We start from the raw sequence: 23,634 nt of genomic DNA, 5'->3' as shown, positions 1-23,634 counted from the left end.
TTTCCCCCGCAATCCGAACCCTGGAGGTGACGCATGACGCGCTTCATCCGGGCGCTGCGCGCGCTCGAGGACCATTGGCTGGGCGATCTGATCGGGGCCGTCGCGCTGTTCGGCTTGCTGTATGTCGGCCTCTGCGCCGGGGCGGTGCTGGGATGAGGGGGCGCGCCACAACCCCCCGGCACATCGGGCAGCGCCCGGTCTACCAGGTCGAATACCGGCCCCATCCGGTGCGCGGCTATTTCGTCGTTGACCCCGAAGGCCGCGTTGCCTCGGGCGCCTACGGCAACCGCGACCTGGCGGCGGCACGCGCCGACAGCCTGCAGCGGCAGGCTGACGCTGCCGCCCGGCGCGGCCCGCGGGCCGGTCTTTGCTGCGGATCGGTCTTCGAGAGCGAGGGCATCCACAACCGGATGTGCGGCCCGTGCCGGGGCCTCGGCGATCCGTTGGGCGCCTATGGCTACCAGGGCGCGGGCGCCGGGCGCAAACCCCGCCGTTCGTCGGGGGCCTGAACATGGCGGAACCCAGACTGCTCAGGATCGACCGGGTGAAGGTGGCGGACATCGCCACCGCGGGCCGGTTGCGCCCGGTGTCCGAGGCCGGGGTCGAGAGCCTTCTGGCCTCGATCGCCGAGATCGGGGTGATGAAGGACGCGATCCACCTGCGCCAGAAGAAGGGCGGCCAATTGGTGCTGATCGCCGGCGGGCACCGGCTGGAAGCGGCGCGGCGGCTGGGCTGGGACGAGATCGAGGCCAAGGTCTGGGCCGACGTCACCGACGACTGGGCGCGGCTGATGGAGATCGACGACAACATCGCCGGCGCGGAACTCTCGCCGCTGGACACGGCGCTGTTCCTCGCCGAGCGTAAGCGGGTCTTTGAACGCCTGCATCCGGAAGCGAAGCGTGGGGTCGCGGGCGCGGCCGCCCGTTGGGATGCAACTGACACGATGTCAGTTGCATCGTTTGCCGACGCGACAGCGGAGAAGTTCGGCCTTTCACAGCGCCACATCTTCCGCCTTATCGCCGCCGGATCGCGCCTCGATCCACGCGATGTTGCCCTGCTGCGCAAAGCCCCGCGCCCGATCACCCTCAAGGACCTGGCCGAGATTGCCAAGATCGGGCAGGCGGCGGAACGTTACGAGGTGGTCGAGAGGCTGGCCGAGGGGCGCGCAAAATCTGCCGCTGACGCTCGCCGCGCAATCGCCGCGAGCGAGGGCAACGCTACCCCCGTTGAAGACCCGTTTGAAGCGGCGTTGAAGGCGCTCAAGGCCGCCTGGGCGCGCGCGCCGAAAGAGGCTCGCCGCCGGTTCTGCCGCGACCACGGCAACGAGATCTCCGCCCTTCTCTATGAGGGGGTGCCGGAATGACGGACCTCGCCCCCCAGAAGCAATGGTGGACGGCACAAGAGTTGGCCGACGCGGAACTGCCGGATGTGCCAAGCACCATGCAAGGCGTCGATCGCTGGATTTCCAGGATCAACCTGCGAGCCAACATTTCCGCTGCCCGCAAGCGCGCGGGCCGTGGCGGCGGGTGGGAGTACCACTGGTCGGCGCTGCCCCTCGCGGCCCGCAAGGCGCTGCTGGCCGAGGTCACGGCGCCGGGGAGCGCGGGCGGCATCGGTGCCGGCGCGGTCAGCCGCGGACAGGCCTGGGAATGGTTCGAGGGATTGCCCGAGGCGGTGCAGGGCAAGGCCCGGCACCGGTTGGGCTGCGTCCAGGCGGTCGAGGCGCTGGAGTTCCAGTTGGGCCGCGACCTCGCCGCGCGCGAGGTGGCCAAGCTGAAGGGCGTCAGCCCGCGGACGCTCTGGAACTGGCTCGGCCTCGTCGAGGGCGTGCGCCCCGACGACCGGTTGCCGCACCTCGCGCCCAGGCATCGCGCGGCGACACGCCATGTGACCCGGGCCGAGTTCGACGAGGATGCCTTCGACTGGCTGGCGTCCGACTACCTGCGGCTCGAGCGGCCGTCCTTCTCGTCCTGCTACCGGCGCGCCACCCGCGCGGCCAAGGCGAACGGCTGGGTCCTGGCGCCCGAGCGGACCATGCGCCGCTATCTCGACGCACGCGTCAGCCAGCCTAGCCAGGTGCTGGCCCGGATGGGCATCGATGCGCTGAAACGGATGTACCCGCCGCAGCGCCGCGACAAGACCGCGCTGCACGCGCTGGAAGTGGTCAACGCCGACTACCACCGCTTCGACGTCTTCGTCGCTTGGCCCGGCATCGACACGCCCCTGCGGCCCCAGATGGTCGCCTTCCAGGATATCTATTCGGGCCGGGTTCTGGCCTGGCGCCTGGCGCTCACCGCCAACGCCGATGACGTGCTGCTGGCCGCGGGCGACATGATCGAGGATTGGGGCATCCCCGAGCATGTCCTCCTCGACAACGGCCGCGAGTTCGCCGCCAAGGCGGTGACCGGCCGGGCCGAGACCCGCAACCGCTTCAAGGCGCTGGAGGCCGACATCCCCGGCCTCTTCACGGCGCTCGGCTGCGAGATCCACTGGGCCACGCCCTATGCCGGCCAATCGAAGCCGATCGAGCGCGCCTTCCGCGATATGTGCGATGCCATCGCCAAGGACCCCCGCTTTGCCGGCGCCTGGACCGGCAACCGGCCCGACGCCAAGCCCGAGAACTACGCGAGCAAGGCGGTGCCTTTCGAGACCTTCCTCAAGGTCGTGGCCGAGGGGATCGAGGAGCATAACCTGCGCCAGGGCCGCCGGTCCGAGGTCGCCTGGGGCCGGTCCTTCGCCGAGGTCTTCGCCGAGAGTTACGAGAAGGCGCCGATCCGCAAGGCGACCGAGGCGCAGCGCCGCCTCTGGCTGATGGGTGCCAAGGGCCTCACGGTCAACCGGGTGAACGCCAAGATCGCATTCCTCGGCAACGAGTATTGGGCACCCTGGCTGCACGAGCATGCCGGAAAGCGGATGGTCGTGCGCTTCGACCCGGCCGATCTGCATGCGGGCGTCCATGTCTACAGCTTCGACAACCGCTACTTGGGTGCCGCGGACTGCCTGATGAAGGGCGGGTTCCTGTCGCTCGAGGCCGCGCGCGAGCACAACCGCGCCCGCAAGGACTGGATGAACGCCGAGAAGAAGGCGGTCGAGGCCTACAGGAAGCTCACCGCCCGCGAACTCGGGCTCGACCTCGACGCCACGGCGCCCGGCGACCCGATCGCAGCACCCGAGGCCAAGGTGGTGAAGCTGGTGCAACCTGCGGCCCGGCACCGGCCGCCCGAGCCGCTGCCGCCGGAGGTGTTGGCCGAGCAAAAGGCCGTGGTGGCCGATTTCGCGGCCCGCCGTGCGCCCAGGCCCGCCGAGGAGGCGCCGAAGGAACGCTTCCGCCGGGCCCTCGATCTGGAGCGCGCGCGCGAGGCCGGCGAGGCGATCACCGAGGAACAGGCGCGCTGGCTCAAAGGCTACCAGACAACCCCCGAGTACCGGGCCGAGCGCGCGCTCTGGTCGGATTTCGGGGATGCGTATTTCGGATGAAGGAGAGGGACATGGCAGACGACCAGAGACTTTACAACAGCGTCGCGCCGCTGCGGAACGTCGCGGCCCTCACGGCGCTGATCGAGCGGGTGAACGAACGCGCCATCGGCTTGCCCGGCATGGCCTGCTTCTACGGCTTCTCGGGCTTCGGCAAGTCGACCGCGGCGATCTACGCCGCCAACCGCTTCCAGGCTGTGCTGGTGCAGTGCAAGAGCGCCTGGACGAAGAAGAACCTCTGCGCGGCGATCCTGGTCGAGCTGGGCCTCGTGCCCAAGGGCAACACCGCCGACATGGTGGACCGGATCGCCGCCGAACTGACCTTGCGCGGCGTGCCGCTGATCATCGACGAGGCCGACCACCTGGTCGCCCGAAAGATGGTCGAGATCGTGCGCGACATCTATGAGGGCAGCCAGGCGACGACCATCCTGATCGGCGAGGAACTGCTGCCGCAGAAGCTCAAGGAATGGGAACGGGTCCACGGGCGGATGCTCGACTGGATCGCGGCGCTGCCCGCGGACATGGGCGACCTCAACCACCTGACCGGGATCTACGCACCGGGTGTCGAGCTTGCGGCCGAGCTGAAGGCGGACCTCCTGCGCCTCTCGCACGGCTCGACCCGCCGCGTCTGCGTCAACCTGGCCCAGGTGCACGAGCGCGCCCAGGTCCTCGGCGTCAACCGGCTGGGCGGCGCCGATGTGGACCTGCGCCGCCTCTACACGGGAACCGCGCCGACGCCGCGCCGTTCCGAATTCGCGGGGGCTGCGTGATGCGCGACGAGAAGAACATCCTGCAACAGGTCGCCTGGTCGGCCGCCTGCCGACTGGTCACCTTCGACCGCCGCGCCCTGTCCGAGGCCGCGCAGATCGGCATTGATACTGCCGGAACCTGGATCCGCCGCTGGGTCCGCGCCGGAACCGTCGAGGCCCTGGGCAAGCGCGACACCACCACCGAATGGTATCGGGTGATCGGCGCGGCCCGTTCACTGCCCGCCGGCCCCGATCCGGTCAAACAATCCTCGCAGGGTAACATGTGGCGGGCGATGCGCGCGTTTCGCGCCCCGTTTACCGCCGTCGATATCGCCGCGCATTCCTCGACGGATGTCATCGCGGTCGGCCGGGACGAGGCGCGGAGCTTCTGCCAGATGCTGACCCGCTCGGGGTATCTCAAGGTCCTGCGCACAGCAGTGCCCGGCAAGCGCGAGGCCATCTACCGGCTGATCCGCGACACCGGTCCCCGGCCACCGCGCGAGCGCCGGGTTCGGGCAATCTGGGACGAGAACCTGGGCGCGTTCACCCACCTGCCGGAGGCCGGCGCATGAGCGGCCCGATCGACATCGCCCGCGCGCATTGGGGCGCGCCCCTGCCCGACTGGGTCGCCGCCCTCGCCGAGGCCTGCGCGCAGAGCAGCCAGAACAAGGTCGCCGCGCGGCTCGGCCGCTCGGCCGCGCTGGTCTCGACCGTGCTGCGCAACCGCTACGCGGGCGACATGCTGGCGGTCGAGGAGCTGGTGCGCGGCCATCTGCTGGCCGAGACCGTCACCTGCCCCTCGCTGGGCACCCTGCCCCTGCACGAATGCCGCGCCTGGCGCGCCAAGGCCGACGCCTTCCAGAACACCAACAGCCTGCGGGTGCGCATGTATCGCGCCTGCCGCTTCTGCAGCCGTTATCAGAGGAGCAACCGCGATGAAGGTTGAGTTCAAAAGCCGTCGCTTCGGTGCGACCGAGCGCCAGCGCCAGCTGGTCGAGGAGGCCCGCGCGGCACGCGAGGCCAAAAGCCCGGACGTTGACCGGATGCTCGAGGCGCTCGAGGCCGGCAGGACGGTGGCGATCCGCTTGCCTCCGATCCCGCCGCGCCACCCCGCCACGGGGATCGGCGAATGACCGCCCTCGCCCGCTGGGCCCTGCCCGCGATGATGGAGCGCGCCGCGCGCGGGATGGGCAAGGTGGACCTTCACGGCCCGCGCGGCGCGACGCTGGTCAGCCGCGACGAGATCGAGGCGATGGCGGGCGCGCTCGCAATCCTCGGCCTGCGCGCCATCCCCCCCGGCGCGGGCACGGCCACGCCGATCGACACCCCCCTCCCGCCCCTGAAAGGACCCGCCGATGTCTGAGCATTTCCCCGCCCCCATCTCCGACGGCCGCATCGATGTCGCCGGCAAGACCTACATGCCCGACGCCAAGGGCAAGCTGGTCCCGGTCGAACTGATCCCCGCCGCCGCGCTTCTCGAGGACGAGACCGTGCGCAAGATCGCCGGCTTTGGGCGTCAAAAAGGGGGGCGTGGACGCCTGATTGGCCGCACCAAGGGCGGTATGAGCACCAAGCTGCACGCCATCTGCGACAGCCTAGGGCGTCCAATCAGCTTCTTCGTCACCGCCGGACAAGTCAGCGACTACATCGGCGCGGCGGCCTTGTTGAGCAGCCTGCCACAGGTCGACTGGCTGCTCGGGGATCGCGGCTATGATGCCGATTGGTTCAGAGATGCGTTGAAAGACAAGGGCATATGCGCCTGCATCCCGGGCCGGAAGCAGCGAAAGAAACCCGTCAAATACGACAAGCGCCGCTACAAACGGCGTAACCGCATCGAGATCATGTTCGGCAGGCTCAAGGACTGGCGGCGTGTGGCAACCCGATACGACCGATGCCCGAAGGTCTTCCTCTCAGCCATCATGCTCGCCTCTATCGTCATCTATTGGCTATGAGTCCTGACCCTACGCCAGAGGCTCAATACGCCATTTGCGACGGATGATCGGTGCCGCGACACTGGTGAGCGAATAGCGCACCTGGGGGGACGTCACCTCCCCCGCGTCTCAAGGACGGCTAGACGGGCTACTTTACTCAGGTGCCTCCTGAATATGCCGTCTGAGCGCCGCTCGTTCAACCCCATCGCCCGCAACCGGGTCGCAGAGCGCCGTTAAATACCCTATTCATACCCTTGTCGGGTTTGCACGGCCCGTTTGCCGTCCAAGGGCAGGCGGGCGCTCAGCGGCCCGCTCAGCGCCAGAATCCCCCCGCACACCGTTGTGCCTGTTTTGACCGACCGCCCTGCGCGACTGTCGGCGCATGACGAACCCTGCATTCCCCCCTCCGCTGCCGATCGCCCTCAACACCCGGGGCGCCGGTGTCGCGTTGGGTCGCCGATCGCTGGCAGGACAGGCCATTGCACCGGGTCGGCTGGGGGCGCCCGTCGATCGGGCGGGGCCGATGGACGAGACCGTTCACGGGATCCCGCCAGACGGCGGGACCAGCCCCCCGAGGCCAAGGCCTTTGTCGCCCGGCGCCAGACCGCGGCGCAAGAAGAGGAACATTCGCCACAGGCCCGTCCCCTTGGCCGCGCGATGGGCCGCGCCGGTCAACCGCCCTCGGTCGGTCGCGTCCCGTTACTCGCTGCGGGTCGGGTCATGGTCGGGGGCGATCAGGCCCAGGCCACGCAGATAGATGCCGATGCCCGATTCCAGCAGTTCCTCTGGGGTGAAGGGCGTGCGCCCGCCGGGTTTGCCCCGCGCATAAAGTTCAACGATACCGTGGCTCATCGCGTTGACGTGGGCGGCGAACATCGCGGCGGGTGGGCGATGGCTGGCGGGAATGCGGGCCGACAGCGCGTCGGCGGCGCGGGTCAGCACCCGGGTCGCCCGATCGGCGGCCTTGGCCAGATCGGCGGTCTGGTTCACCGAAACCCCGGATTCGAACATCGCCATGTAATGCCCGGGATACTTGCGCGCGAACGCCAGATAGGCACGGCCGACGGCCTCGAACGCGGCCAGCGGCGACGGCTTGCCGCCGTCATAGGCATAGTCCAGCACCTCGGCGAACAGATCGTAGCCCTGCGTCGCGATCTCGGCGATCAGGTCGTCGCGGCCGGCGAAATGGCGATACGGGGCGGCCGCCGAAACATCGGCCCGTTTCGCGGCCTCGGCCATGGTGAAACCGGTCGGGCCCTTTTCGGCGATCAGGTCCAGCGCGGCATCGACCAGCGCCTGCCGCAGATTGCCGTGATGATAGCCACGCTTGCTCATGGGGTCGGACGGTGCCTTGATGCGCACGGGGTTGCGCTACGGGGATGCGCGACGGGGCGCGCGCGGGATGTGCGAGTATCGCAGATCGGCCCGGCTGCGCAACTCGGGGCGCAGAAACAGGCTTGCATCGCAGCGCCCTGACGCATAGATGGGCCTCGAGAGATCGGCGCGGGCAGGCATTTCGCCAACCCGGTCAGGTCCGGAAGGAAGCAGCCGCAACGAATCCCGCTTGGGTCGTGTCCGGTCTCTCACCCTCTCCCGCTTCAGCGTTTCCGGCCCGGTTTGCCGCCGCCCTTTCCGCCCTCGGCACGCAGCGCGCGCGCGGCCTCGGCGGCGCTGCGCAGTTCCTCGGCGATCTCGTCGGCTTCGTCCGGGTCGAAATCCAGCGGCAGGTCGATGCCGTCCGCCTGAACGTAGATGCGCACCATGCCCACCGAGGTCGGCCCGATCTGAAGATCGGCGGCGATGTCGCTTTGCGTGTTGATACCCATCTCGGCCCCCATGCTTGACCTTTGATCCCGTAGCGCGCCCGGCCCCGGCACGCAAGCGCGCTTGACAGCCGCGCCGGGCGGACGCAGCCTGCGGGCATGATCGAATTGCGCCCCTTCGCCTCGCACGACACCGACTGGCTGGTTGACCGCCACGGCGCGCTCTACGCCGAGGAAGAGGGCTTTGACGAGACCTTCCCCCTGCTGGTGCGTGAGATCCTGGGCGACTTCCTGGCCAAGCAGGTCCCCGGCCGCGATCAGGGCTGGATCGCCTGGGACGGCGAGACGCGCGTCGGCTCGATCTTTGTCGTCGAGGACGACGCCGAAACCGCCAAGCTGCGGCTGGTGCTGCTGGAACCCGGCGCGCGCGGCACGGGACTGGCGCAACGGATGCTGGACACCGCGCTCGATTTCGCGCGGGCGGCCGGCTATCGGCGGATGCGGTTGTGGACCCATGAAAGCCACGTCGCCGCCGGGCGGCTCTATGCGCGCAACCACTTCCACCTGGTCGAAAGCGAGGCCAAACGCTCGTTCGGGCAAGATGTCGTGGCGCAGATCTGGGAGCGCAAACTCTGACCCTTTGCCCTCTTGCAATTGCCCACGCGGACCGCTAAACGGCCCGCACGTGCCGCCTTAGCTCAGTTGGTTAGAGCGCTAGATTGTGGATCTAGAGGTCCCCCGTTCGAGCCGGGGAGGCGGTACCATCGCAAGGACCCTGGGCACCCCCACGGGTCCTTTTGCCTGTCTGGCGCACCCGATTCCGGGCTCCGCCTCAGGGCACGGGTGTCCACAGCACAGCGTCGATGCGAGGCACGGCATTGGCCAGCATGACCAGCCGGTCGAACCCCAGCGCGATCCCCGAGGCCGGCGGCATCCCCGCCAGCGCGGCCAGGAAATCCTCGTCCAGCGGATAGGTTTCGCCGTAGACACGGGCCTTTTCGACCATTTCGGCCTGGAACCGGCGACGCTGTTCCGCCGGGTCGGTCAGTTCCCCGAACCCGTTCGCCAGTTCGACCCCGCAGGCGTAGATTTCGAACCGCTCGGCCTCGCGCGGGTCGTCGGCGCAACTGCGCGCCAGCGCCGCCTCGGCGGCGGGGTAGCGGTCCAGCACCGTAAGGCGCCCGTGGCCCAGATGCGGCTCGATCCGTTCGACCAACACGCGCGAGAAGACGTCGGACCACGTGTCGTCGCCGGCGCAGCGCACGCCCGCGGCCGCGGCCTGCGCGGCCAGCGCGGCCGGATCGGGGCCATCGGCGCGAATCGTCGCCAACAGGTCGATGCCGGCGTAACGCGCAAAGGCCTCGGCGACCGAGACGCGCGCGAAGGGCAGGAATGGGTCGCAGACGACCTCGCCGTGCCGCAACAACCGCGTGCCCGCCGCCACGCAGGCCAGTTGGGCCATGGCGGCGGTGTCGTCCATCAGCACGCCATAATCCTCGGCCACGCGATACCATTCCAGCATGGTGAATTCGGGGCTGTGGCGCGGCCCGCGCTCGCGGTTGCGCCACACATGGGCGAAGGCCGCGATCCGCGTCTCGCCCGCGGCCAGCAGCTTCTTCATCGCGAATTCGGGCGAGGTGTGCAGATACATCGTCCGCGCCTGCCCGTCGTTTCCGATGGCCTGGGTCGCAAAGGCGTGCAGATGGGCCTCGTTGCCGGGGCTGATCGCCAGCGCGGCGGGATCGACCTCGACAAAGTCCCGATCGGCCAGAAAGCCCCGGATCGCCGCCTGCGCGCGGTTGCGGGCCAGCAGCACGGGGCGGCGGTCGGCATGACGGCCGGGGTTCCACCAGGGGGTGTCGGTCATGGGTGCGCTTTCTCTGGAAATCCGTCGCGGAATGGGCTAGGGGCGTGGCAATCCATCGCATAATCCGCCCCGCGGGCTGTCACAACCCCGGGGCCCCTCACAAGGAAGACCCTGTGAAAGTCATTGCCTCGTCCCTGCGCAAGGGGAATGTCGTCGAACTGAATGGCAAGCTCTATGTCGTTCTCAAGGCCGAGAACTTCCACCCCGGCAAGGGCACGCCCACGACCTCGGTGGACATGCGTGGCATCATCGACGGCGTGAAGAACACCGAACGCTGGAAGACCACCGAACAGGTCGAAAAGGCCGATGTGGACGAACGCGAGTGGGATTTCCTGTATGAGGACGGCGAAGGGTTCCATTTCATGAACCCGGAGAACTACGAACAGGTGGCCGCCAGCGCCGAGACCGTGGGCGATGCCGCGCCCTTCCTCGAACCGGGAATGCGCGTCTATCTGCAAACCTTCGAAGGCGTGCCACTGTCGCTGGAACTGCCCGCCCGCGTCACCGTCGAGATCACCGAAACCGAGCCCGTCGTGAAGGGGCAGACCGCCTCGTCGAGCTACAAGCCGGCGATGACCAACATCGGCGTGCGCGTGATGGTGCCGCCGCATATCGGCGTCGGCACCCGGGTGGTCATCAACACCGCCGACAACACCTATTACGAACGCGCCAAGGACTGACCCGTCCCTGACGCCGACGGTCGGGCGGCCCGTCCGGTTCCGGCCGGCCCGGTGCCGCCGACCTCTTGCCGTGCGGGGCGTCCCGGTTCAGGATGGTCCATCGGACCGAGGACCCCGCGATGACCCCTGCCCTGCTCATCTGGTTGGCGCTGGCTTGCGCCTGGTGGATCGCCTTGCCCCGCGATGCCCCCGGCAGGCGCTGGCACCAGATCCACATGCTGGTGCCGGGGTTGGTTCTGGCGCTGGCCCTGCTGGTGCCACCGCTGCGTGCCCCGCTCACGGCGGCGCTGTTCGGCGGGGGCGCCACGCTGGCGCTGGCGCTGCTGGGCTGGGCGCTGGGCGACCGGCTGCACAACCACGCCTTGATGGATATCCTCTATCCCCTTCTGGCACTGGGCACGGCGCTGGCCATGGTGCTGGCCGCAGGCGGCACCTCGGTGCCGGCCTGGGCCGCGCTGGCGCTGATGGCGCTGTGGGCGGCGCGCCTGTTCGTGCAACTGCTGGGCACCAACCTGCACCATGAACGCGAACCCTACGCCAGCCTGCGCCGCAAGTTCGGCCCGCGCTGGCGGTGGTGGAGCTTCTTCGCGGTCTACGGGCTGCAAGGGGCGGTCGTCTGGATCTGGTGCCTGCCCTTCGCCTTTGTCGCCTCGGCCGCCGCCCCGACCGGCACGGCAGCGATCTGGCCCTGGGCCGGGCTGGTCGTCTGGCTGGTCGGCTTCGGCTTTCAGGCGGTGGGTGACCGCCAACTGGCCAGGTTCAAGGCCGACTCTGCAAACAAGGGCCGGATCATGGACCGGGGCCTCTGGTCGCTGACCCGCCATCCCAATTATTTCGGCGAGGCGCTGATGTGGTGGGGCTATGCCCTGGTCGCGCTGATCCATCCGCTGGGCTGGCTCGGCCTGATGGGGGCGATCCATGCGAGCTGGTTCATGGGCTGGGGCTCGGCCACGCCAGGCGCCGAACGCCACATGCGCAAGAGCCGCGGCGCCGAGGCCTGGGACGCCTATGCCGCGCGCGTGCCCCGGTTCGTTCCGCGGCTGCTTCCGGGGTTCCGTTCGGGCCGGCGGCGCTAACCCAGCGCCTGCATCCAGCCCCAGGCGGTGACGATGCACAGAACCGTCGCGATCAGCACCGACGAGGCCGCGACCCGTAGCGCGCGGCCATACATGCTGGCGAACAGATAGGCGTTGACGCCGGGTGCCATGCCGGCCGTCACCACCGCCGACCGGAACGGCCCGGGCCCCAGGTCCAGCGCGCGCCCCAGCGTCCAGGTGATCGCCGGGTGCAGCAGCAGCGACACCGCCACCACATAGGCGATCAGCCGCAGGTCCCCTTCGGGCCGGTAGCGAAAAAGAACGCCCCCCAGTCCGAACAGCGCCCCCGGCAAACCGGCCCGCGCGATCAGCGACGCTGCGTCGCTGACCACTGCGGGCAGGTGCAGCCCCCCCAGATTCACCAGCGCGCCGGCAAGAATGCCGACAATCAGCGGATTGGCGGCCAGGCTGCGCACCACCTTCAGCGCGGTGCGGCCCAGTCCGGCGCCCCTGGCGCGCACCCCCTCCATCGTCAACACCCCGACGAAGTAGCAAAACGGCGCGTGCAGCGCGATGATCGCATAGTTGGGGCCCAGGGCATCGGCACCATAGGCGCGTTCGGTGATCGCCAGGCCCAACAACACCGAATTCGAAAAGAGGCAGACGAAACCGACCGCCACCGCGTCCTCCCAGGATCGCCGGAACAAAAAGCGCGCGCCGAATAGCCCGGCCAGAAAACCGCCGAACGCCCCGGAATAGAAGCTGACCAGGAGCCGCCATTCGAAGATCGGCGCGAGGTCCAGACGCGTCAGCGCCTGGAACAGCAGCACCGGAATGGCGATGCCCTGCGCGAATTTCATCAGCCCGTCAACGCTCGCCTCGGTCATCCAGCCGCGCCAGGCGGCCAGATACCCGGCCGCCACCACCAGAAAGACCGGCAGGATCACGTCGATCAGGGCCTGCATCTCAGCGCCCCCCGAGGGTCACAACGGCACCTCCAGCACCATCCCGTCATGGGCGGGCGTGACGTGATCGGGGGTCTCGGCCTCGAGCGTGGCGTGATCGAGGTCCACGTGCATGTTGGTCAGCACCGCGCGCCGGGGTTTGACGCGCTCGATCCATTCCAGCGCCAGGGCGAGATGGGCATGGGTCGGGTGCGGCTTGTAGCGCAGCGCATCGACGATCCAGCAGTCTAGATCGGCCAGCACCGGCCAGCTTTCCTCGTAGATGCGCACGACATCGGGCAGATAGGCCAGCCCGCCGATGCGAAATCCAAGCGCGTCCATGCTGCCGTGATCGACCCGGAAGGGGCGCAGCACCATGGGGCCGCCGGCGCCGTCGATGGTGAATTCTCCGGTGATCGAGTTGAGATCGAGGATCGGCGGATAGGGCGAGCCCGCCGGCTGCACAAAGGCATAGCCGAACCGGCTGAGCAGCGAATCCTGCGTCGCGTGATCGGCCCAGACCTGCAACCGCTTGCGCGTGTTGAAGACGATCATGCGCAGATCGTCGATCCCGTGCACATGGTCGGCGTGCCCGTGGGTATAGACCACGGCGTCCAGGTGGCCGACGCCAGCATCCAGCAGTTGTTCGCGCATGTCGGGTGCGGTGTCCACCAGAACGCGCGTCGTGCCGGTGTCGGCGATGCGTTCCAGCAGCAACGAGCAGCGGCGGCGGCGGTTGCGCGGATCGGTGGGGTCGCACGCGCCCCATTCGCCGCCCAAACGCGGCACCCCGCCGGACGAGCCGCAGCCCAGGATGGTCGCCCGCAGCACCGTCATGACGCCGCCCTGGTGAACAACCGGTCGAAATTCGCGCTGGTCTGACGGGCAAAGGCCTCGTAGCTCAGGCCCCAGACCTCCGCCATGCGGGCGGCGGTCAGCGCGGTAAAGGCCGGTTCGTTGCGCCTGCCGCGGTGGGGCGGCGGCGCCAGGTAGGGGGCGTCGGTCTCGACCAGGATGCGGTCCACCGGCGCGGCGGCAAAAATCTCGCGCAGGGCGGTCGATTTCGGAAAGGCGGCGATCCCCGAGGCCGAAAGGTAAAACCCGATCTCCAGCCCGGCCCGCGCCAGGTCGGGCCCCGAGGTGAAGCAATGCAGCACACCCGTAAAGGCACCCGCGCGAAACTCGTCGGTCAGGATGCGGGCCATGTCCGCATCGGCGTCGCGCGCGTGGATGATGAGCGGCAAACCGGTCTGCCGCGCGGCCTCGATATGCACCCGCAGGCTTTCTTGCTGCGCGTCCGCGCTTTCGGGCGTGTAGTGATAGTCGAGGCCCGTCTCGCCGATCGCCACGAATTTCGGATGCGCGGCCAGTCGGGTCAGGTCCTCGACCGCGAGGGGGGGCGTCTCATGGGCGCGCATCGGGTGGACACCGGCGGCGTAGTAGACCTCGGGGTAGCGTTCGGCCAGCGCGCGCGAGATCGGCTCGCGGTCCAGGCGCGTGCAGATCGTCACCATGCGCGTGACGCCGGCGGCGCGGGCCCGTTCGAGAATGGCGTCGTGTTCGCCATCGAAATCCGGAAAATCGAGGTGGGTGTGGCTGTCTACGATCGCGGGCGTCATGGGTTCCGTGCCTATCCCGCCGCCATGCGCGCCGCGGATTCCAGTCGCAGGAACATATCCAGCACCAGCGCGCCGGGGTCAAGATTGACCGCCCGCGCGCCGCGCGCCCGCGCACCCAGATCCGAGGCCTGCTCGGCCCAGATGCGCGCGGCCCTGGCGTCGGGCGCCAGACGGGTCAGCACCCGGGCCTCGCCGGGCGTGGCCTCGGCGGGCGGGGTGCCGGTGGCCCCGGTGCGCGCCAGCCGCGCCAGGGCCAGATCGACCAGCCGGACCGTCAGATCAAAGCGCAGCTCGCTGTCCTTGCCGATCATGGAATTGCACAATTTCAACAATTCCGGCCTGGAAAGGCGCGGAATCTCGGCCAGTAGGGCGACAATATCGGCATACAGCGCCAACCCGCCACCAGCCAGAAGTCGGATCGCCTCGCCGACCGACCCGCCTGACAACTCGGCCAGTTCCGCCCCGCCCTCGTCATGGCCCAGCGCCTGGCCCAGCGCGCGGCCCATGTCCTCGGGCCCCAAGGGCGCCAGCCGCAGCTCGCGGCAGCGCGAGCGAATGGTCGGCAGCAGGCGCGAGGGTTGGTGCGCGACCAGCAGCAAGCTGGCACCCGCCGGCGGCTCTTCCAGCAGTTTCAGCAGCGCATTGGCGGCGTTCGCGTTCATCTCGTCGGCGGCATCGACCAGCACCACGCGGCGCCCGCCCTCGGCAGAACTGAGTCCGAAGAAGTCGCGCAGCTTGCGCACCTCGTCCACGGTGATCTGGCTGCGCAGCTTGCCGGTCTTGTCATCGGCGCCGCGCCGGATCACCAGAAGCCCCGGTTCGGCCCCGGCCTGGATGCGGTGTGCGACGGGATGGTCGCTGGATACGTCCAGCGTTTCGGGCGGGCCGAACAGGCCACCGCCAGGGTCCTGCGTCAACAGGAAGCGCGCGATGCGCCAGGCCAGCGTCGCCTTGCCCACCCCGCGCGGCCCGGTGATGAGCCAGCCGTGGTGCAGCCGCCCGCCACCAAAGGCGCGCAGAAAGCTGTCTTCGGCGGCGTTCTGGCCGAACAGGCGCGGCGTGTCGCGCGGATGCGGCGCGCCCTCGACGCGGTCGGGCTCGGGCGTGTCAGCCATCGGCGCGCTCTGCCAGCGCGGCCTGCACCGTCTGCAACACCGCCGCGGCCACCTCGGCCACCGGCCGGGCGCCGTCGATCACGCGGAACCGGGCGGGAAATTCGCCGGCCAGCGCCAGGAACCCGGCGCGCATCCGGCGTTGCAGGTCGGGGCCGAAGTCCTCGAACCGTTCCTCGGTCCCCTGACGGCCCTTGGCGCGGGCCAGGCCGACATCGGGGTCCATGTCGATCAGCACCGTCAGGTCGGGCTCGCGGCCGATCATCAGGCGGTGCAACTGATCGACCAGCGCGCGCAGATCGCCGCGCGACAGGCCCTGATACATCCGCGTGCTGTCGGCGAACCGGTCGCAGATCACGATCCGCCCCGCGTCCAGCGCAGGCTGGATCGTGCGTTCCAGGTGATCGCGGCGCGCGGCGGTGAACAGCAGGATCTCGGTCTCGGCCGACCAGCGGTCGGGATCCCCTTCCAGCACCAGGCGGCGGATTTCCTCGGCCCCGGGCGATCCCCCGGGTTCGCGCGTCAGCACGACGTCACGGCCCAGTGCGCGCAGGCTCTCGGCAAGGTGCCGCGCCTGGGTGGATTTTCCCGATCCGTCGATGCCTTCGAACGAGAGGAAGACGCCGCGCCCGTCCGTCACGGCTGACCCAGCCCGAGACGTTCGCCCAGCACGGCGGCGGCGGTGCGGATACGCGGCATGAACCCCCCTTGCGCGACATCGGCGCCGGCCACCAACGGCACGCGGCGGGGCTCCATGCCCGGGACATCGACCACCAGCGCGGCGACCTCTTGCCCGGCGGCGACCGGCGCGGCCAGGGGGCCGTCGTATTCGACATGCGCGGTGATCCCCGATTGCGCCATGACCGGCACCAGCACGCTGATGTCCTGCGCGGCGATCAGAGGCACGCTGGGCGCGGCGCCCATCCAGACCTCGGCCTCGGCGATGGCGTGGCCCTGCGGCACCACCTGCCGCTCGACAAACTGGCGAAACGCCCACGAGACGATGCGCTCGGCCTCTTCGCTGCGTTCGGCGGGGCTGTTCAACCCCGAGAAGACGAAGATGATCCGCCGGCTGCCCTGCACGGCGGACCCAACCATGGAATAGCCCGCTTCCTCGGTGTGGCCGGTCTTCAACCCGTCCACGCCCACGCCGGCGCTGAGCAGCGGCAGGCGATTGGGCTGGGTGATGCCGTTCCAGGTGAACTGGGTCTCGTGCAGATACTGGTAGAGCTGCGGATGCGCGGTGATGATGTAGCGCGCCAGCACGGCCAGGTCATGCAGGCTCATGCGGTGGCGCGGATCGGGCCAGCCTGAAGCGTTGGCGATCGTCGTCTGCGTCATGCCGATCTGCGCGGCCCGCTGCTGGGCCATCTGGGCAAAGGCCGTCTCGGTGCCACCCAGCCCCTCGGCGATGACGACCGCCGCGTCATTGCCCGACACGATGACCAGGCCGCGGATCAGGTCCTCGGTCGTGGGCCGGTCGCGGGTTTCCAGAAACATGCTGGACCCGCCCATGTCGTGCGCGTGGGCCGAGACATTCCATGTCGAGCTCAGCGACACCCGCCCCTCGTCGATGGCGTCGAACAGCATCGCCAGGGTCATCAGCTTGGACATCGAGGCCGGCGGCAGCGGAATATCGGCGTTCTGCTGTGCCAGCACCTGCCCCGAGCCGACGTCGAGCACATAGAAATTCGGCGCGCGACCGCCATAGGGCGACTGCGCCAGCGCCCCGAGGGCACTGACGGCTAGAAACACGCTGGCGATCAGCAGGCGCAGGACGGGCATGGGCAACTCCGGCTTTCGTTCGGGCGCCACCTTAGCGTCATTCGGGGGCGGGTTTCAAACCCGCTCAGCGCACAACCGCGTAAGCATCGGCAAAGCCCAGCGCGCGCACCCGACGCAGGATGTCGGCCCTGTCGGCGGTCGATCCCGCCGGCCCGACCACGACGCGCCAGAACTGGTTGTCGTTGATGCGACCGCGGCGGATCTCGGCGCTGAGCCCGTTGCGTTGCATCAGCGCGCGGGCGTTGGTGGCGTTCTGTTCGACGCTGAAGATGCCGATCTGCACGAACGGCCGGTCGATCCGTGCGGCGGGTCGGCTGGGCGGTTCGGGCGCGGCCAGGGCCGAGGTTTCGGGCAGCGCGATCATGGTTGTGTCCGCTTCCGGTTCGGCGGGCTGGCGGCGGAAGCGGTCAAAGAAGCTGCGGCGCTGGCGCGGAGGCGCGGCCGAGGCCATCTCGGTCACCGTTTGCGCAGCGGTGGCGGTGGTCGCCGCCGTGGTCGGGGTGGCCGCCGTGGCGATACCCTCGGCCGGGGCCAGGGTGGACTGCGCGATGGCGGTTTCGGGCGCGGTCTCGGGCGCGCGGCGGCGGAACAGGTCGCGCAGCGTCCGGCGCGGGGGCTCGGGGTCGGCGGCGGTCACCGCGACCTGACCCTGCGGTGCGCCACCGGGCACGGGCACCGCGGCGGCGGGCGCGGGGGTCGCCCCCGGGTTGGCTGCGGTGTTGGCTGCGGGGGACTCGGCCGTGGCGATGGCCAGCGTCTCGTCGGCCGCGGTGGTGGGCGCGGGCGCGGGGTCGATCTCCATCTCGACGCGCTGCAAGCGCAAGGCGGTCACCGAAATCTGCGTCGGCGCGCCGGCCAGGATGCCCAGCGCATTCGCGGCCTCGGACGAAATCTGGAACCGGGGCCCGGGATTGTCGCGTTCGCGCCGGAACAGCGCGCCGATCACCGTGGCGCCGGTCGCCTGGTTGCGGATCATGACCCGCTCGGGGTCCTGGGCCGAGGGGTGCGCGACCCAGACCCCCCCAAGCGAAGGACGCCCGTCCCAAAGCCCGGTGTCATCGCGCTGGAACACTTCGGGGGCCTCGACATCGCGCTCGATGGTGCGCGACGAGGGCCCGCCCCGGGTGTCCGTCGTCGCCACGGCGTCGCCTGGCGCGGCGGCCACACCGGCGCCCGTGCCGGGGGTCATCTGGCATCCACCCAGCACCGCGACGGTCGCCAGGGCCAGCGCGAGACGCGGGAATGCGGTGCTGCCTGCTCGGTTCATTCTGCCCTCGTACCCGGTGCGAGGTCTTGCCCGCACACCCAACCGGCGCCCTCAGGTCGGGGCGCTCTTTTGCGCAGAGGATAGCGTCATCGGCCCGTCAAGAAAAGCCCGCAGCACGCGGCGCGGGCATCAACTTGCCGAAATTCGACCCCTTACGCCTCGTCGCGCCAGCGATTGACCATCGGATACCGCCGGTCCAGCCAGAAGGCGCGGGTGGTGAGCCGGGCACCGGGCGCGGACTGGAAACGTTTCCATTCCGAGATGTAGAGCAGATGCTCGACCCGCTTGACCGTCTCGCGATCGAACCCCTCGGCCACCAGGTCCGCGACCGAGGCGTCGCGCTCGACCAGCCCGTCCAGGATCGCGTCCAGCACCGGATAGGGCGGCAGGCTGTCCTCGTCCTTCTGGTCGGCGCGCAGTTCGGCCGTGGGCGGCTTGTCGATCACCCGGGGCGGAATCACCACGCCGGCGGGCGCCAGCATCCAGGGGCGGTGTCGGGTGTTGCGCCAGCGGCAGGTCTCGAACACGCGGGTCTTGTAGAGATCCTTGATCGGGTTGTAGCCGCCGTTCATGTCGCCATAGATCGTGGCATAGCCGACCGCGACCTCGGACTTGTTGCCGGTGGTCAGCAGCATCGCGCCGGTCTTGTTCGAGATCGCCATCAGCAGCAGGCCGCGCATCCGCGACTGGATGTTCTCTTCGGTCACATCGGCCGGCAGACCGGCGAACAGGGGCGCCAGCGCCTCGGTCACGGCCGCGCGCGGGCCAGAAATGGCGACCGTATCCAGCTTGCAACCCAGGGCGCGCGCGACGGCGGTGGCGTCCTCGAGCGACTGGGCCGAGGTGTATTCGGACGGCAACATCACGCAATGCACGTTCTCGGGCCCCAACGCATCGGCGGCGATGGTCGCGACCAGCGCCGAATCGATCCCCCCCGACAGACCCAGCAACACCCGCGAGAACCCGGATTTGTGCAGGTAATCCCGCGTACCGGTGACCATGGCGTGGTAGTCGCGCTCCCAGTCGTCGGCGAGCGGCGCCTTCTCGCCCGGCGCGGCGCGCCAGCCCTCGGGCGTTTCGGCAAAGTCGACATGCGCCACGGCCTCGGTGAAGCCGGGCAACAGATGCGTCAGCTGCCCGCCCGGGTTCAGCACGAAACTGGTGCCGTCAAAGATCTGGTCATCCTGCCCACCCGCGAGGTTCACATAGACCAGCGGCAGGCCCGTCTCGACCACCCGCGCCACCATCAACCCCATGCGCGTGTCATGCCGGCCCCGCGAATAGGGGGAACCGTTGGGCACCAGCAGGATTTGCGCCCCGCTCTCGGCCTGCGCCTCGGCCACGTCCTCGTGCCAGGCATCCTCGCAGATCGGCGTGCCGATGATGAGCGGCCCCACCCGATACGGCCCGGCGATGTCGGCCGGCGTGAACAGCCGCTTCTCGTCGAACACCAGATCGTTGGGCAGATGGTGCTTCTTGACCACCGCCGCGATCCGGCCGCCCTCCAGCACGTAATAGGCATTGAACAGCCGCCCCGCGTCCAGATAGGGCCCGCCGATCCCCAGCGCCGGCCCCTCGGCGCAAGCCTGCGCCAACTCGCGCACGACGCGCATCGCGTCACGGGCAAACGCGGGTTTCATCACCAGGTCCTGCGTCTGATAGCCGGTGACGAACATCTCGGGAAAGGCCACCATGTCGGCCCCCGCCTCGCGCGCCTGCGCCCAGATCGCCCGGGCACGCCCGGCATTGGCTTCGAGGGCGCCGACGGTGGGGTTCAACTGGGCGAGGGTCAGGCGAAATTTCCGGGTCATGCGCGTTCCGAACTCTGGCTGCCCGCCTACATACCAGACTGACGCCCAAGGAAAAGCCGCAACCCGCTCCATCATCTTGTCGGAAATACGCACCAGCGGATCCGGGGGTTTCCAAAGGGGGCGCCTGCGTCCCCTTTGGCGGGGGGTGCGGGGGGCTGGCCCCCCGCCACTGCCGGGCACCGCCCGCCCCTGCCCCCCTACGGGCGTCCGGGACGTGACGTCGCCCATGGACAAGTGCGGCGCGCCGCCCCTACCTTCGTGCCGAAATCGGAGGACCCCATGACCGCATTCGACGACCTCGGCCTGACCTTTACCACCGTCTCTGTGGACCAGGACGGCATCGCCACCGTCACCCTCAACCGCGCCGACAAGCGCAACGCGCTGAATGCCGCGACGGTGGACGAATTGATCGACATCTTCACCAGGATCGGCCGCGCCGGTCCCTCGGGCGGGGTGCGCGCCGTGGTGCTGCGGGCCGAAGGGTCGCATTTCTGCGCCGGTCTCGATCTGGTCGAGCACCACGCCGAGGACCGCCGCCCCGAGGATTTCATGCACCTGTGCCTGCGCTGGCACGAGGCCTTCAACAAGATGGAATACGGCGGCGTGCCGGTCATCGCCGCGCTCAAGGGCGCGGTGGTCGGCGGCGGGCTGGAACTGGCCTCGTCGGCGCATGTCCGCGTCGCCGACGCCAGCACCTATTTCGCCCTCCCCGAGGGGCAGCGGGGCCTTTTCACCGGCGGCGGCGCGACGATCCGGGTGGCCGATCTGGTCGGCAAGGCGCGGATGATCGACATGATGCTGACCGGCCGCGTCTATCAGGGCACCGAGGCGATCGCCGTCGGTCTGGCGCAATACCTGGTCGAGGACAGCGAGGCCAAGGCCTACGAGATCGCGCGCGCCGCGGCAAGCAACCCGCCCCTGTCGAATTTCGCCATCTGCTCGGCCATCAGCCATGTGCAGAACATGTCGGCACTGGACGCGGCCTATATGGAATCGGTCGTGGCCGGGGTGGTCAACACCCAGCCGGCCAGCCGCGGCCGCCTGGCCGCCTTTGCCGACAAGAGCGCGGCGCGGGTCCGACCGAACGCCGAATGACATCCGCCACCCCCGGGGGGCGGCACAGCCCGGCCCCGGGGGTCTTGCGGCGCCGGGGGCCCGTCCTATGGTGGGCGCCGACGCCCGACTCAGCAGATCGACCCGAGCCATGCCCCAGACCTCTGCCCATCCCGACGATCCGCATTACATCACCCGCAGCGGCTGGCTGCGCGCCGCGGTGCTGGGGGCGAATGACGGGATCGTGTCGGTCTCGTCGCTGATCGTCGGCGTCGCGGCCGCCGATGCGAACCCGGCCACCATCCTGGTCGCCGGCATCGCCGGGATCTCGGCGGGCGCGATGTCGATGGCGGCGGGCGAATACGTCTCGGTCTCGTCGCAGGCCGACACCGAACGCGCCGACATCGCGCGCGAACGCGAGGCCCTGGACACCCAACCCAAGGCGGAGCTGGCCGAACTGGCGGCGATCTATCGCGGCCGCGGCCTGTCCGAGGGGACGGCGCTGCAAGTGGCCCGCGAACTGACCGCGCACGACGCGCTCGATGCGCATGTCCGCGACGAGCTGGGCCTGTCCGAGGCCTTGTCCGCCAACCCCTTGCAGGCGGCCTTCGCCTCGGGCGTGACGTTCAGCCTGGCGGCGGCGATCCCGCTGCTGGCCGCCTGGGCCGCGCCCGCCGGGCAGGTCATCCCCGTGGTCCTGGTGGTGACGGTGATCACCCTGGCGATCCTGGGCGCGCTGGGGGCCAAGGCCGGCGCCGCGCCGGTCCTGCGCGCCAGTCTGCGCGTGGTGGTCTGGGGCCTGTTCGCGATGGCGGTCACCGCCGGGATCGGGTCGCTGTTCGGCGTCAGCGTCTGAAGCCTGGGCCGGGGCCTGGTCCGGGGCCTGGTCCGGGGCCTGGACCTCAGGCCCCGCGAATCAGGTCCGCCGCGCGTTCCGCGATCATGATTGTCGGCGCGTTGGTGTTGCCACTGACCAGCGCGGGCATGACGCTGGCATCCACGACCCGCAATCCCGCCACGCCGTGCACCCGCAGCGCGGGGTCCGTCACGGCCAGCGCGTCGGTTCCCATGCGGCAGGTGCCCACCGGGTGATAGATCGTGTCCGCGCGGGCGCGGATATCGGCCTCGATCGCGGCCTCGGACCCGTCGTGCGGATAGAGGCGGCGCCCGCGCCAGGGCGCCAGCGGCGGGGCGTCCAGCACTTGTTCCATCATCCGGGCGCCGGCTTTCAGCACCGCCAGGTCGCGCGAATCGGTCAGGAATCCCGGATCGATGCGCGGTGCCATCGCGGGATGCGCGTTGTTCAGCCCGACCGAACCGCGCGAATGCGGCCGCAGTGCGCAGACGTGGCAGGAAAACCCGTTCGACCAGTGCAGTTTGCGCATGTGGTCGTCCACGATGCCGATGACGAAATGTAGTTGCAGGTCGGGCCGGTCCACCTGCGCGCCGGACCGCACAAAAGCGCCCCCCTCGGCCATGGGCGAGGCGAACAGCCCCTGCCCGTCCTTGCGCCAGCGCAGGCCCGCGGTCAGCAGCCGCGCCAGCCCCCCGGGGTTCAGCCCGATGACATCCGTGCGCGGCGAGGTGTAGCTGATGACATAGTCCAGGTGATCTTGCAGGTTCTGCCCCACGCCCGGCAGCGCGTGCTGCACCCGGATGCCTTGCGCGCGCAATTCGTCCTCGGGGCCGATGCCGGACAGCATCAGGATCTGCGGCGAGCCAAAGGCACCGGCCGCGACGATCACCTCGCGCCGCGCGCCGATCCGCTGGCGTCGTCCGCCCTGCCGGATCACCACCCCGGTCGCGCGCCCGTCCGTCAGTTCGACCTTTTCCACCAGGCGACGGGTCAGGACCGTCAGATTGGGCCGCTGCATCGCCGGAAACAGATACGCCGCCGCCGCCGAGCAGCGTTCGCCCCGATGCGGCCCGTCGTGGAACTGGGTGACCTGATACAGGCCAGCGCCGGCCTGGACGGGACCGTTGAAATCGGCGTTCGCCGGGATCTGCGCCTGGGCGCAGGCCTCGACGAAGGCGCGCGAAATGGCGCGCGGCGCGGATTGGTCGGCCACGCTCAACGGTCCGCCCTCGGCATGCAGGCCGGACGCCCCGCGCTGGTTGTTCTCGGCCTTCAGGAAATAGGGCAGGCAGGCGCCCCAGTCCCAACCCTCGGCGCCCAGATCGGCCCAATGGTCGTAGTCCTGCGGCTGGCCCCGGACATAGAGCATCGCATTGATCGCCGACGACCCACCCAGCGCCTTGCCCCGGGGCTGATACCCGCGGCGGCCGTTCAGACCCGGCTGCGGCACGGTGTGAAACGCCCAGTTGTTGATCCGTGGCCGCCCCGAGATCATCGCCGCGACCAGTGCGGGCGCCCGGATCGCCAGGTCGCGCCCGCTGCCGCCGGCCTCGATCAGGCAGACGCGGACCGAGGGGTCCTCGCTGAGCCGAGCCGCCAGCACCGAGCCCGCCGAGCCGCCGCCCGCGATCACATAGTCGAAGTCCATGGCCGACCTCCCCTTTGTGCGATCACCTTGCGCCGCGC

Annotated in this window: 25 protein-coding genes, 1 tRNA gene, 1 other RNA gene and 1 pseudogene; 16 read left to right on the top strand and 12 right to left on the bottom strand. The window is 69.6% G+C overall.

Features of this window, described 5'->3' with window-relative positions; all coding sequences use genetic code 11:
- Positions 1 to 152 precede the first annotated feature (152 nt).
- The 9 genes and pseudogenes from H6900_09940 (at position 153) to H6900_09900 (ending at position 6,175) form a co-directional block, all read left to right on the top strand.
- The gene (locus H6900_09940; GenBank protein MCC0073595.1) at positions 153 to 509 is read left to right on the top strand and encodes a hypothetical protein; all 357 of its coding nucleotides are present in this window, start codon (positions 153 to 155) and stop codon (positions 507 to 509) included.
- A 2-nt stretch (positions 510 to 511) separates the two neighbouring features.
- Positions 512 to 1,363, top strand: coding sequence for a ParB N-terminal domain-containing protein (locus H6900_09935; protein MCC0073594.1), 852 nt, complete (start codon positions 512 to 514; stop codon positions 1,361 to 1,363).
- Positions 1,360 to 3,477 carry a Mu transposase C-terminal domain-containing protein gene (locus tag H6900_09930; GenBank protein ID MCC0073593.1) on the top strand — a complete coding sequence of 706 codons (2,118 nt, stop codon included), beginning with the start codon at positions 1,360 to 1,362 and terminating at the stop codon, positions 3,475 to 3,477. Before H6900_09935 ends, H6900_09930 begins: the two co-directional genes overlap by 4 nt.
- Complete coding sequence (locus tag H6900_09925) at positions 3,474 to 4,244, top strand: ATP-binding protein (GenBank protein MCC0073592.1); 771 nt, start codon at positions 3,474 to 3,476, stop codon at positions 4,242 to 4,244. The genes H6900_09930 and H6900_09925 overlap by 4 nt, the downstream gene beginning before the upstream one ends.
- Positions 4,244 to 4,795, top strand: coding sequence for a hypothetical protein (locus H6900_09920; protein MCC0073591.1), 552 nt, complete (start codon positions 4,244 to 4,246; stop codon positions 4,793 to 4,795). The genes H6900_09925 and H6900_09920 overlap by 1 nt, the downstream gene beginning before the upstream one ends.
- Positions 4,792 to 5,169: a hypothetical protein gene (locus tag H6900_09915; GenBank protein MCC0073590.1), complete on the top strand. Its 378-nt coding sequence runs from the start codon at positions 4,792 to 4,794 to the stop codon at positions 5,167 to 5,169. The genes H6900_09920 and H6900_09915 overlap by 4 nt, the downstream gene beginning before the upstream one ends.
- The gene (locus H6900_09910; GenBank protein ID MCC0073589.1) at positions 5,159 to 5,356 is read left to right on the top strand and encodes a hypothetical protein; all 198 of its coding nucleotides are present in this window, start codon (positions 5,159 to 5,161) and stop codon (positions 5,354 to 5,356) included. The genes H6900_09915 and H6900_09910 overlap by 11 nt, the downstream gene beginning before the upstream one ends.
- Entirely contained in the window at positions 5,353 to 5,586 is a 234-nt protein-coding gene (locus tag H6900_09905) for a hypothetical protein (GenBank protein MCC0073588.1), read from the top strand. The genes H6900_09910 and H6900_09905 overlap by 4 nt, the downstream gene beginning before the upstream one ends.
- A 154-nt stretch (positions 5,587 to 5,740) precedes the next feature.
- A pseudogene (locus tag H6900_09900) lies at positions 5,741 to 6,175 on the top strand (IS5 family transposase).
- 678 nt (positions 6,176 to 6,853) lie between these two features.
- On the opposite strand, the gene H6900_09895 reads toward H6900_09900, so the two are convergent.
- Positions 6,854 to 7,489 (bottom strand): TetR/AcrR family transcriptional regulator, encoded by a 636-nt coding sequence (locus tag H6900_09895; GenBank protein MCC0073587.1) that lies wholly within the window; start codon positions 7,487 to 7,489, stop codon positions 6,854 to 6,856.
- A 156-nt stretch (positions 7,490 to 7,645) separates the two neighbouring features.
- Between H6900_09895 and ffs the strand changes: the two genes are divergently transcribed.
- Positions 7,646 to 7,743, top strand: an RNA gene (gene ffs, locus H6900_09890) — signal recognition particle sRNA small type.
- Between the two features lie 9 nt (positions 7,744 to 7,752).
- Here the strand turns inward: ffs and H6900_09885 are convergent.
- Positions 7,753 to 7,980 (bottom strand): hypothetical protein, encoded by a 228-nt coding sequence (locus H6900_09885; protein MCC0073586.1) that lies wholly within the window; start codon positions 7,978 to 7,980, stop codon positions 7,753 to 7,755.
- Positions 7,981 to 8,076: 96 nt separating this feature from the next.
- Here H6900_09885 and H6900_09880 point away from each other — a divergent pair, with 96 nt between their 5' ends.
- Positions 8,077 to 8,553, top strand: a complete 477-nt coding sequence (locus H6900_09880; GenBank protein MCC0073585.1) for a GNAT family N-acetyltransferase — start codon at positions 8,077 to 8,079, stop codon at positions 8,551 to 8,553.
- Positions 8,554 to 8,604: 51 nt separating this feature from the next.
- Positions 8,605 to 8,681: transfer RNA gene (locus tag H6900_09875), tRNA-His, on the top strand.
- Positions 8,682 to 8,749: 68 nt separating this feature from the next.
- Here H6900_09875 and genX read toward each other — a convergent pair.
- Positions 8,750 to 9,784 carry an EF-P lysine aminoacylase GenX gene (genX, locus tag H6900_09870; protein ID MCC0073584.1) on the bottom strand — a complete coding sequence of 345 codons (1,035 nt, stop codon included), beginning with the start codon at positions 9,782 to 9,784 and terminating at the stop codon, positions 8,750 to 8,752.
- 113 nt (positions 9,785 to 9,897) lie between these two features.
- Between genX and efp the strand changes: the two genes are divergently transcribed.
- Both efp and H6900_09860 read left to right on the top strand, forming a co-directional pair.
- Complete coding sequence (gene efp, locus H6900_09865) at positions 9,898 to 10,464, top strand: elongation factor P (GenBank protein ID MCC0073583.1); 567 nt, start codon at positions 9,898 to 9,900, stop codon at positions 10,462 to 10,464.
- Positions 10,465 to 10,583: 119 nt separating this feature from the next.
- Complete coding sequence (locus H6900_09860) at positions 10,584 to 11,540, top strand: DUF1295 domain-containing protein (protein ID MCC0073582.1); 957 nt, start codon at positions 10,584 to 10,586, stop codon at positions 11,538 to 11,540.
- Here H6900_09860 and H6900_09855 read toward each other — a convergent pair.
- The 8 genes from H6900_09855 to H6900_09820 all read right to left on the bottom strand — a co-directional run bounded on the left by H6900_09855 (position 11,537) and on the right by H6900_09820 (position 20,039).
- Positions 11,537 to 12,466 carry an AEC family transporter gene (locus H6900_09855; GenBank protein MCC0073581.1) on the bottom strand — a complete coding sequence of 310 codons (930 nt, stop codon included), beginning with the start codon at positions 12,464 to 12,466 and terminating at the stop codon, positions 11,537 to 11,539. The genes H6900_09860 and H6900_09855 overlap by 4 nt on opposite strands.
- A gap of 18 nt (positions 12,467 to 12,484) precedes the next feature.
- On the bottom strand, positions 12,485 to 13,282 hold the full coding sequence (locus H6900_09850) for an MBL fold metallo-hydrolase (GenBank protein ID MCC0073580.1): 798 nt from the start codon (positions 13,280 to 13,282) through the stop codon (positions 12,485 to 12,487).
- The gene (locus H6900_09845; GenBank protein MCC0073579.1) at positions 13,279 to 14,064 is read right to left on the bottom strand and encodes a TatD family hydrolase; all 786 of its coding nucleotides are present in this window, start codon (positions 14,062 to 14,064) and stop codon (positions 13,279 to 13,281) included. Before H6900_09845 ends, H6900_09850 begins: the two co-directional genes overlap by 4 nt.
- An 11-nt stretch (positions 14,065 to 14,075) precedes the next feature.
- Positions 14,076 to 15,179, bottom strand: a complete 1,104-nt coding sequence (locus tag H6900_09840) for a DNA polymerase III subunit delta' (GenBank protein MCC0073578.1) — start codon at positions 15,177 to 15,179, stop codon at positions 14,076 to 14,078.
- Positions 15,172 to 15,816 (bottom strand): dTMP kinase, encoded by a 645-nt coding sequence (tmk, locus tag H6900_09835; GenBank protein MCC0073577.1) that lies wholly within the window; start codon positions 15,814 to 15,816, stop codon positions 15,172 to 15,174. Before tmk ends, H6900_09840 begins: the two co-directional genes overlap by 8 nt.
- Complete coding sequence (locus H6900_09830; GenBank protein MCC0073576.1) at positions 15,813 to 16,961, bottom strand: D-alanyl-D-alanine carboxypeptidase; 1,149 nt, start codon at positions 16,959 to 16,961, stop codon at positions 15,813 to 15,815. The genes tmk and H6900_09830 overlap by 4 nt, the downstream gene beginning before the upstream one ends.
- 64 nt (positions 16,962 to 17,025) lie before the next feature.
- On the bottom strand, positions 17,026 to 18,228 hold the full coding sequence (locus H6900_09825; protein ID MCC0073575.1) for an SPOR domain-containing protein: 1,203 nt from the start codon (positions 18,226 to 18,228) through the stop codon (positions 17,026 to 17,028).
- Positions 18,229 to 18,380: 152 nt separating this feature from the next.
- Complete coding sequence (locus H6900_09820; GenBank protein ID MCC0073574.1) at positions 18,381 to 20,039, bottom strand: NAD+ synthase; 1,659 nt, start codon at positions 20,037 to 20,039, stop codon at positions 18,381 to 18,383.
- 279 nt (positions 20,040 to 20,318) lie between these two features.
- On the opposite strand from H6900_09820, the gene H6900_09815 reads away from it, so the two are divergent.
- Positions 20,319 to 21,134 carry a crotonase/enoyl-CoA hydratase family protein gene (locus H6900_09815; protein MCC0073573.1) on the top strand — a complete coding sequence of 272 codons (816 nt, stop codon included), beginning with the start codon at positions 20,319 to 20,321 and terminating at the stop codon, positions 21,132 to 21,134.
- 109 nt (positions 21,135 to 21,243) lie between these two features.
- On the top strand, positions 21,244 to 21,948 hold the full coding sequence (locus H6900_09810; GenBank protein MCC0073572.1) for a VIT family protein: 705 nt from the start codon (positions 21,244 to 21,246) through the stop codon (positions 21,946 to 21,948).
- Positions 21,949 to 21,994: 46 nt separating this feature from the next.
- Here the strand turns inward: H6900_09810 and H6900_09805 are convergent, their stop codons facing one another.
- Complete coding sequence (locus H6900_09805; protein MCC0073571.1) at positions 21,995 to 23,596, bottom strand: FAD-dependent oxidoreductase; 1,602 nt, start codon at positions 23,594 to 23,596, stop codon at positions 21,995 to 21,997.
- Positions 23,597 to 23,634: the final 38 nt, after the last annotated feature.

Origin of the sequence: Rhodobacter sp. (assembly GCA_020637515.1) — a bacterium.
Lineage (GTDB): Bacteria > Pseudomonadota > Alphaproteobacteria > Rhodobacterales > Rhodobacteraceae > Pararhodobacter.
This window is presented reverse-complemented; position numbering and strand designations above follow the sequence as displayed.

Coding starts and splice junctions, on each gene's coding strand:
- H6900_09825 (MCC0073575.1), bottom strand. CDS start 18,228: ATGAACCGAGCAGGCAGCACCGCATTCCCGCGTCTCGCGCTGGCCCTG.
- H6900_09850 (MCC0073580.1), bottom strand. CDS start 13,282: ATGACGGTGCTGCGGGCGACCATCCTGGGCTGCGGCTCGTCCGGCGGG.
- H6900_09910 (MCC0073589.1), top strand. CDS start 5,159: ATGAAGGTTGAGTTCAAAAGCCGTCGCTTCGGTGCGACCGAGCGCCAG.
- H6900_09880 (MCC0073585.1), top strand. CDS start 8,077: ATGATCGAATTGCGCCCCTTCGCCTCGCACGACACCGACTGGCTGGTT.
- H6900_09840 (MCC0073578.1), bottom strand. CDS start 15,179: ATGGCTGACACGCCCGAGCCCGACCGCGTCGAGGGCGCGCCGCATCCG.
- H6900_09860 (MCC0073582.1), top strand. CDS start 10,584: ATGACCCCTGCCCTGCTCATCTGGTTGGCGCTGGCTTGCGCCTGGTGG.
- H6900_09885 (MCC0073586.1), bottom strand. CDS start 7,980: ATGGGTATCAACACGCAAAGCGACATCGCCGCCGATCTTCAGATCGGG.
- H6900_09940 (MCC0073595.1), top strand. CDS start 153: ATGAGGGGGCGCGCCACAACCCCCCGGCACATCGGGCAGCGCCCGGTC.
- H6900_09915 (MCC0073590.1), top strand. CDS start 4,792: ATGAGCGGCCCGATCGACATCGCCCGCGCGCATTGGGGCGCGCCCCTG.
- H6900_09815 (MCC0073573.1), top strand. CDS start 20,319: ATGACCGCATTCGACGACCTCGGCCTGACCTTTACCACCGTCTCTGTG.
- H6900_09810 (MCC0073572.1), top strand. CDS start 21,244: ATGCCCCAGACCTCTGCCCATCCCGACGATCCGCATTACATCACCCGC.
- H6900_09855 (MCC0073581.1), bottom strand. CDS start 12,466: ATGCAGGCCCTGATCGACGTGATCCTGCCGGTCTTTCTGGTGGTGGCG.
- H6900_09845 (MCC0073579.1), bottom strand. CDS start 14,064: ATGACGCCCGCGATCGTAGACAGCCACACCCACCTCGATTTTCCGGAT.
- H6900_09920 (MCC0073591.1), top strand. CDS start 4,244: ATGCGCGACGAGAAGAACATCCTGCAACAGGTCGCCTGGTCGGCCGCC.
- H6900_09935 (MCC0073594.1), top strand. CDS start 512: ATGGCGGAACCCAGACTGCTCAGGATCGACCGGGTGAAGGTGGCGGAC.
- H6900_09895 (MCC0073587.1), bottom strand. CDS start 7,489: ATGAGCAAGCGTGGCTATCATCACGGCAATCTGCGGCAGGCGCTGGTC.
- genX (MCC0073584.1), bottom strand. CDS start 9,784: ATGACCGACACCCCCTGGTGGAACCCCGGCCGTCATGCCGACCGCCGC.
- H6900_09805 (MCC0073571.1), bottom strand. CDS start 23,596: ATGGACTTCGACTATGTGATCGCGGGCGGCGGCTCGGCGGGCTCGGTG.
- H6900_09830 (MCC0073576.1), bottom strand. CDS start 16,961: ATGCCCGTCCTGCGCCTGCTGATCGCCAGCGTGTTTCTAGCCGTCAGT.
- H6900_09925 (MCC0073592.1), top strand. CDS start 3,474: ATGAAGGAGAGGGACATGGCAGACGACCAGAGACTTTACAACAGCGTC.
- H6900_09820 (MCC0073574.1), bottom strand. CDS start 20,039: ATGACCCGGAAATTTCGCCTGACCCTCGCCCAGTTGAACCCCACCGTC.
- H6900_09930 (MCC0073593.1), top strand. CDS start 1,360: ATGACGGACCTCGCCCCCCAGAAGCAATGGTGGACGGCACAAGAGTTG.
- H6900_09905 (MCC0073588.1), top strand. CDS start 5,353: ATGACCGCCCTCGCCCGCTGGGCCCTGCCCGCGATGATGGAGCGCGCC.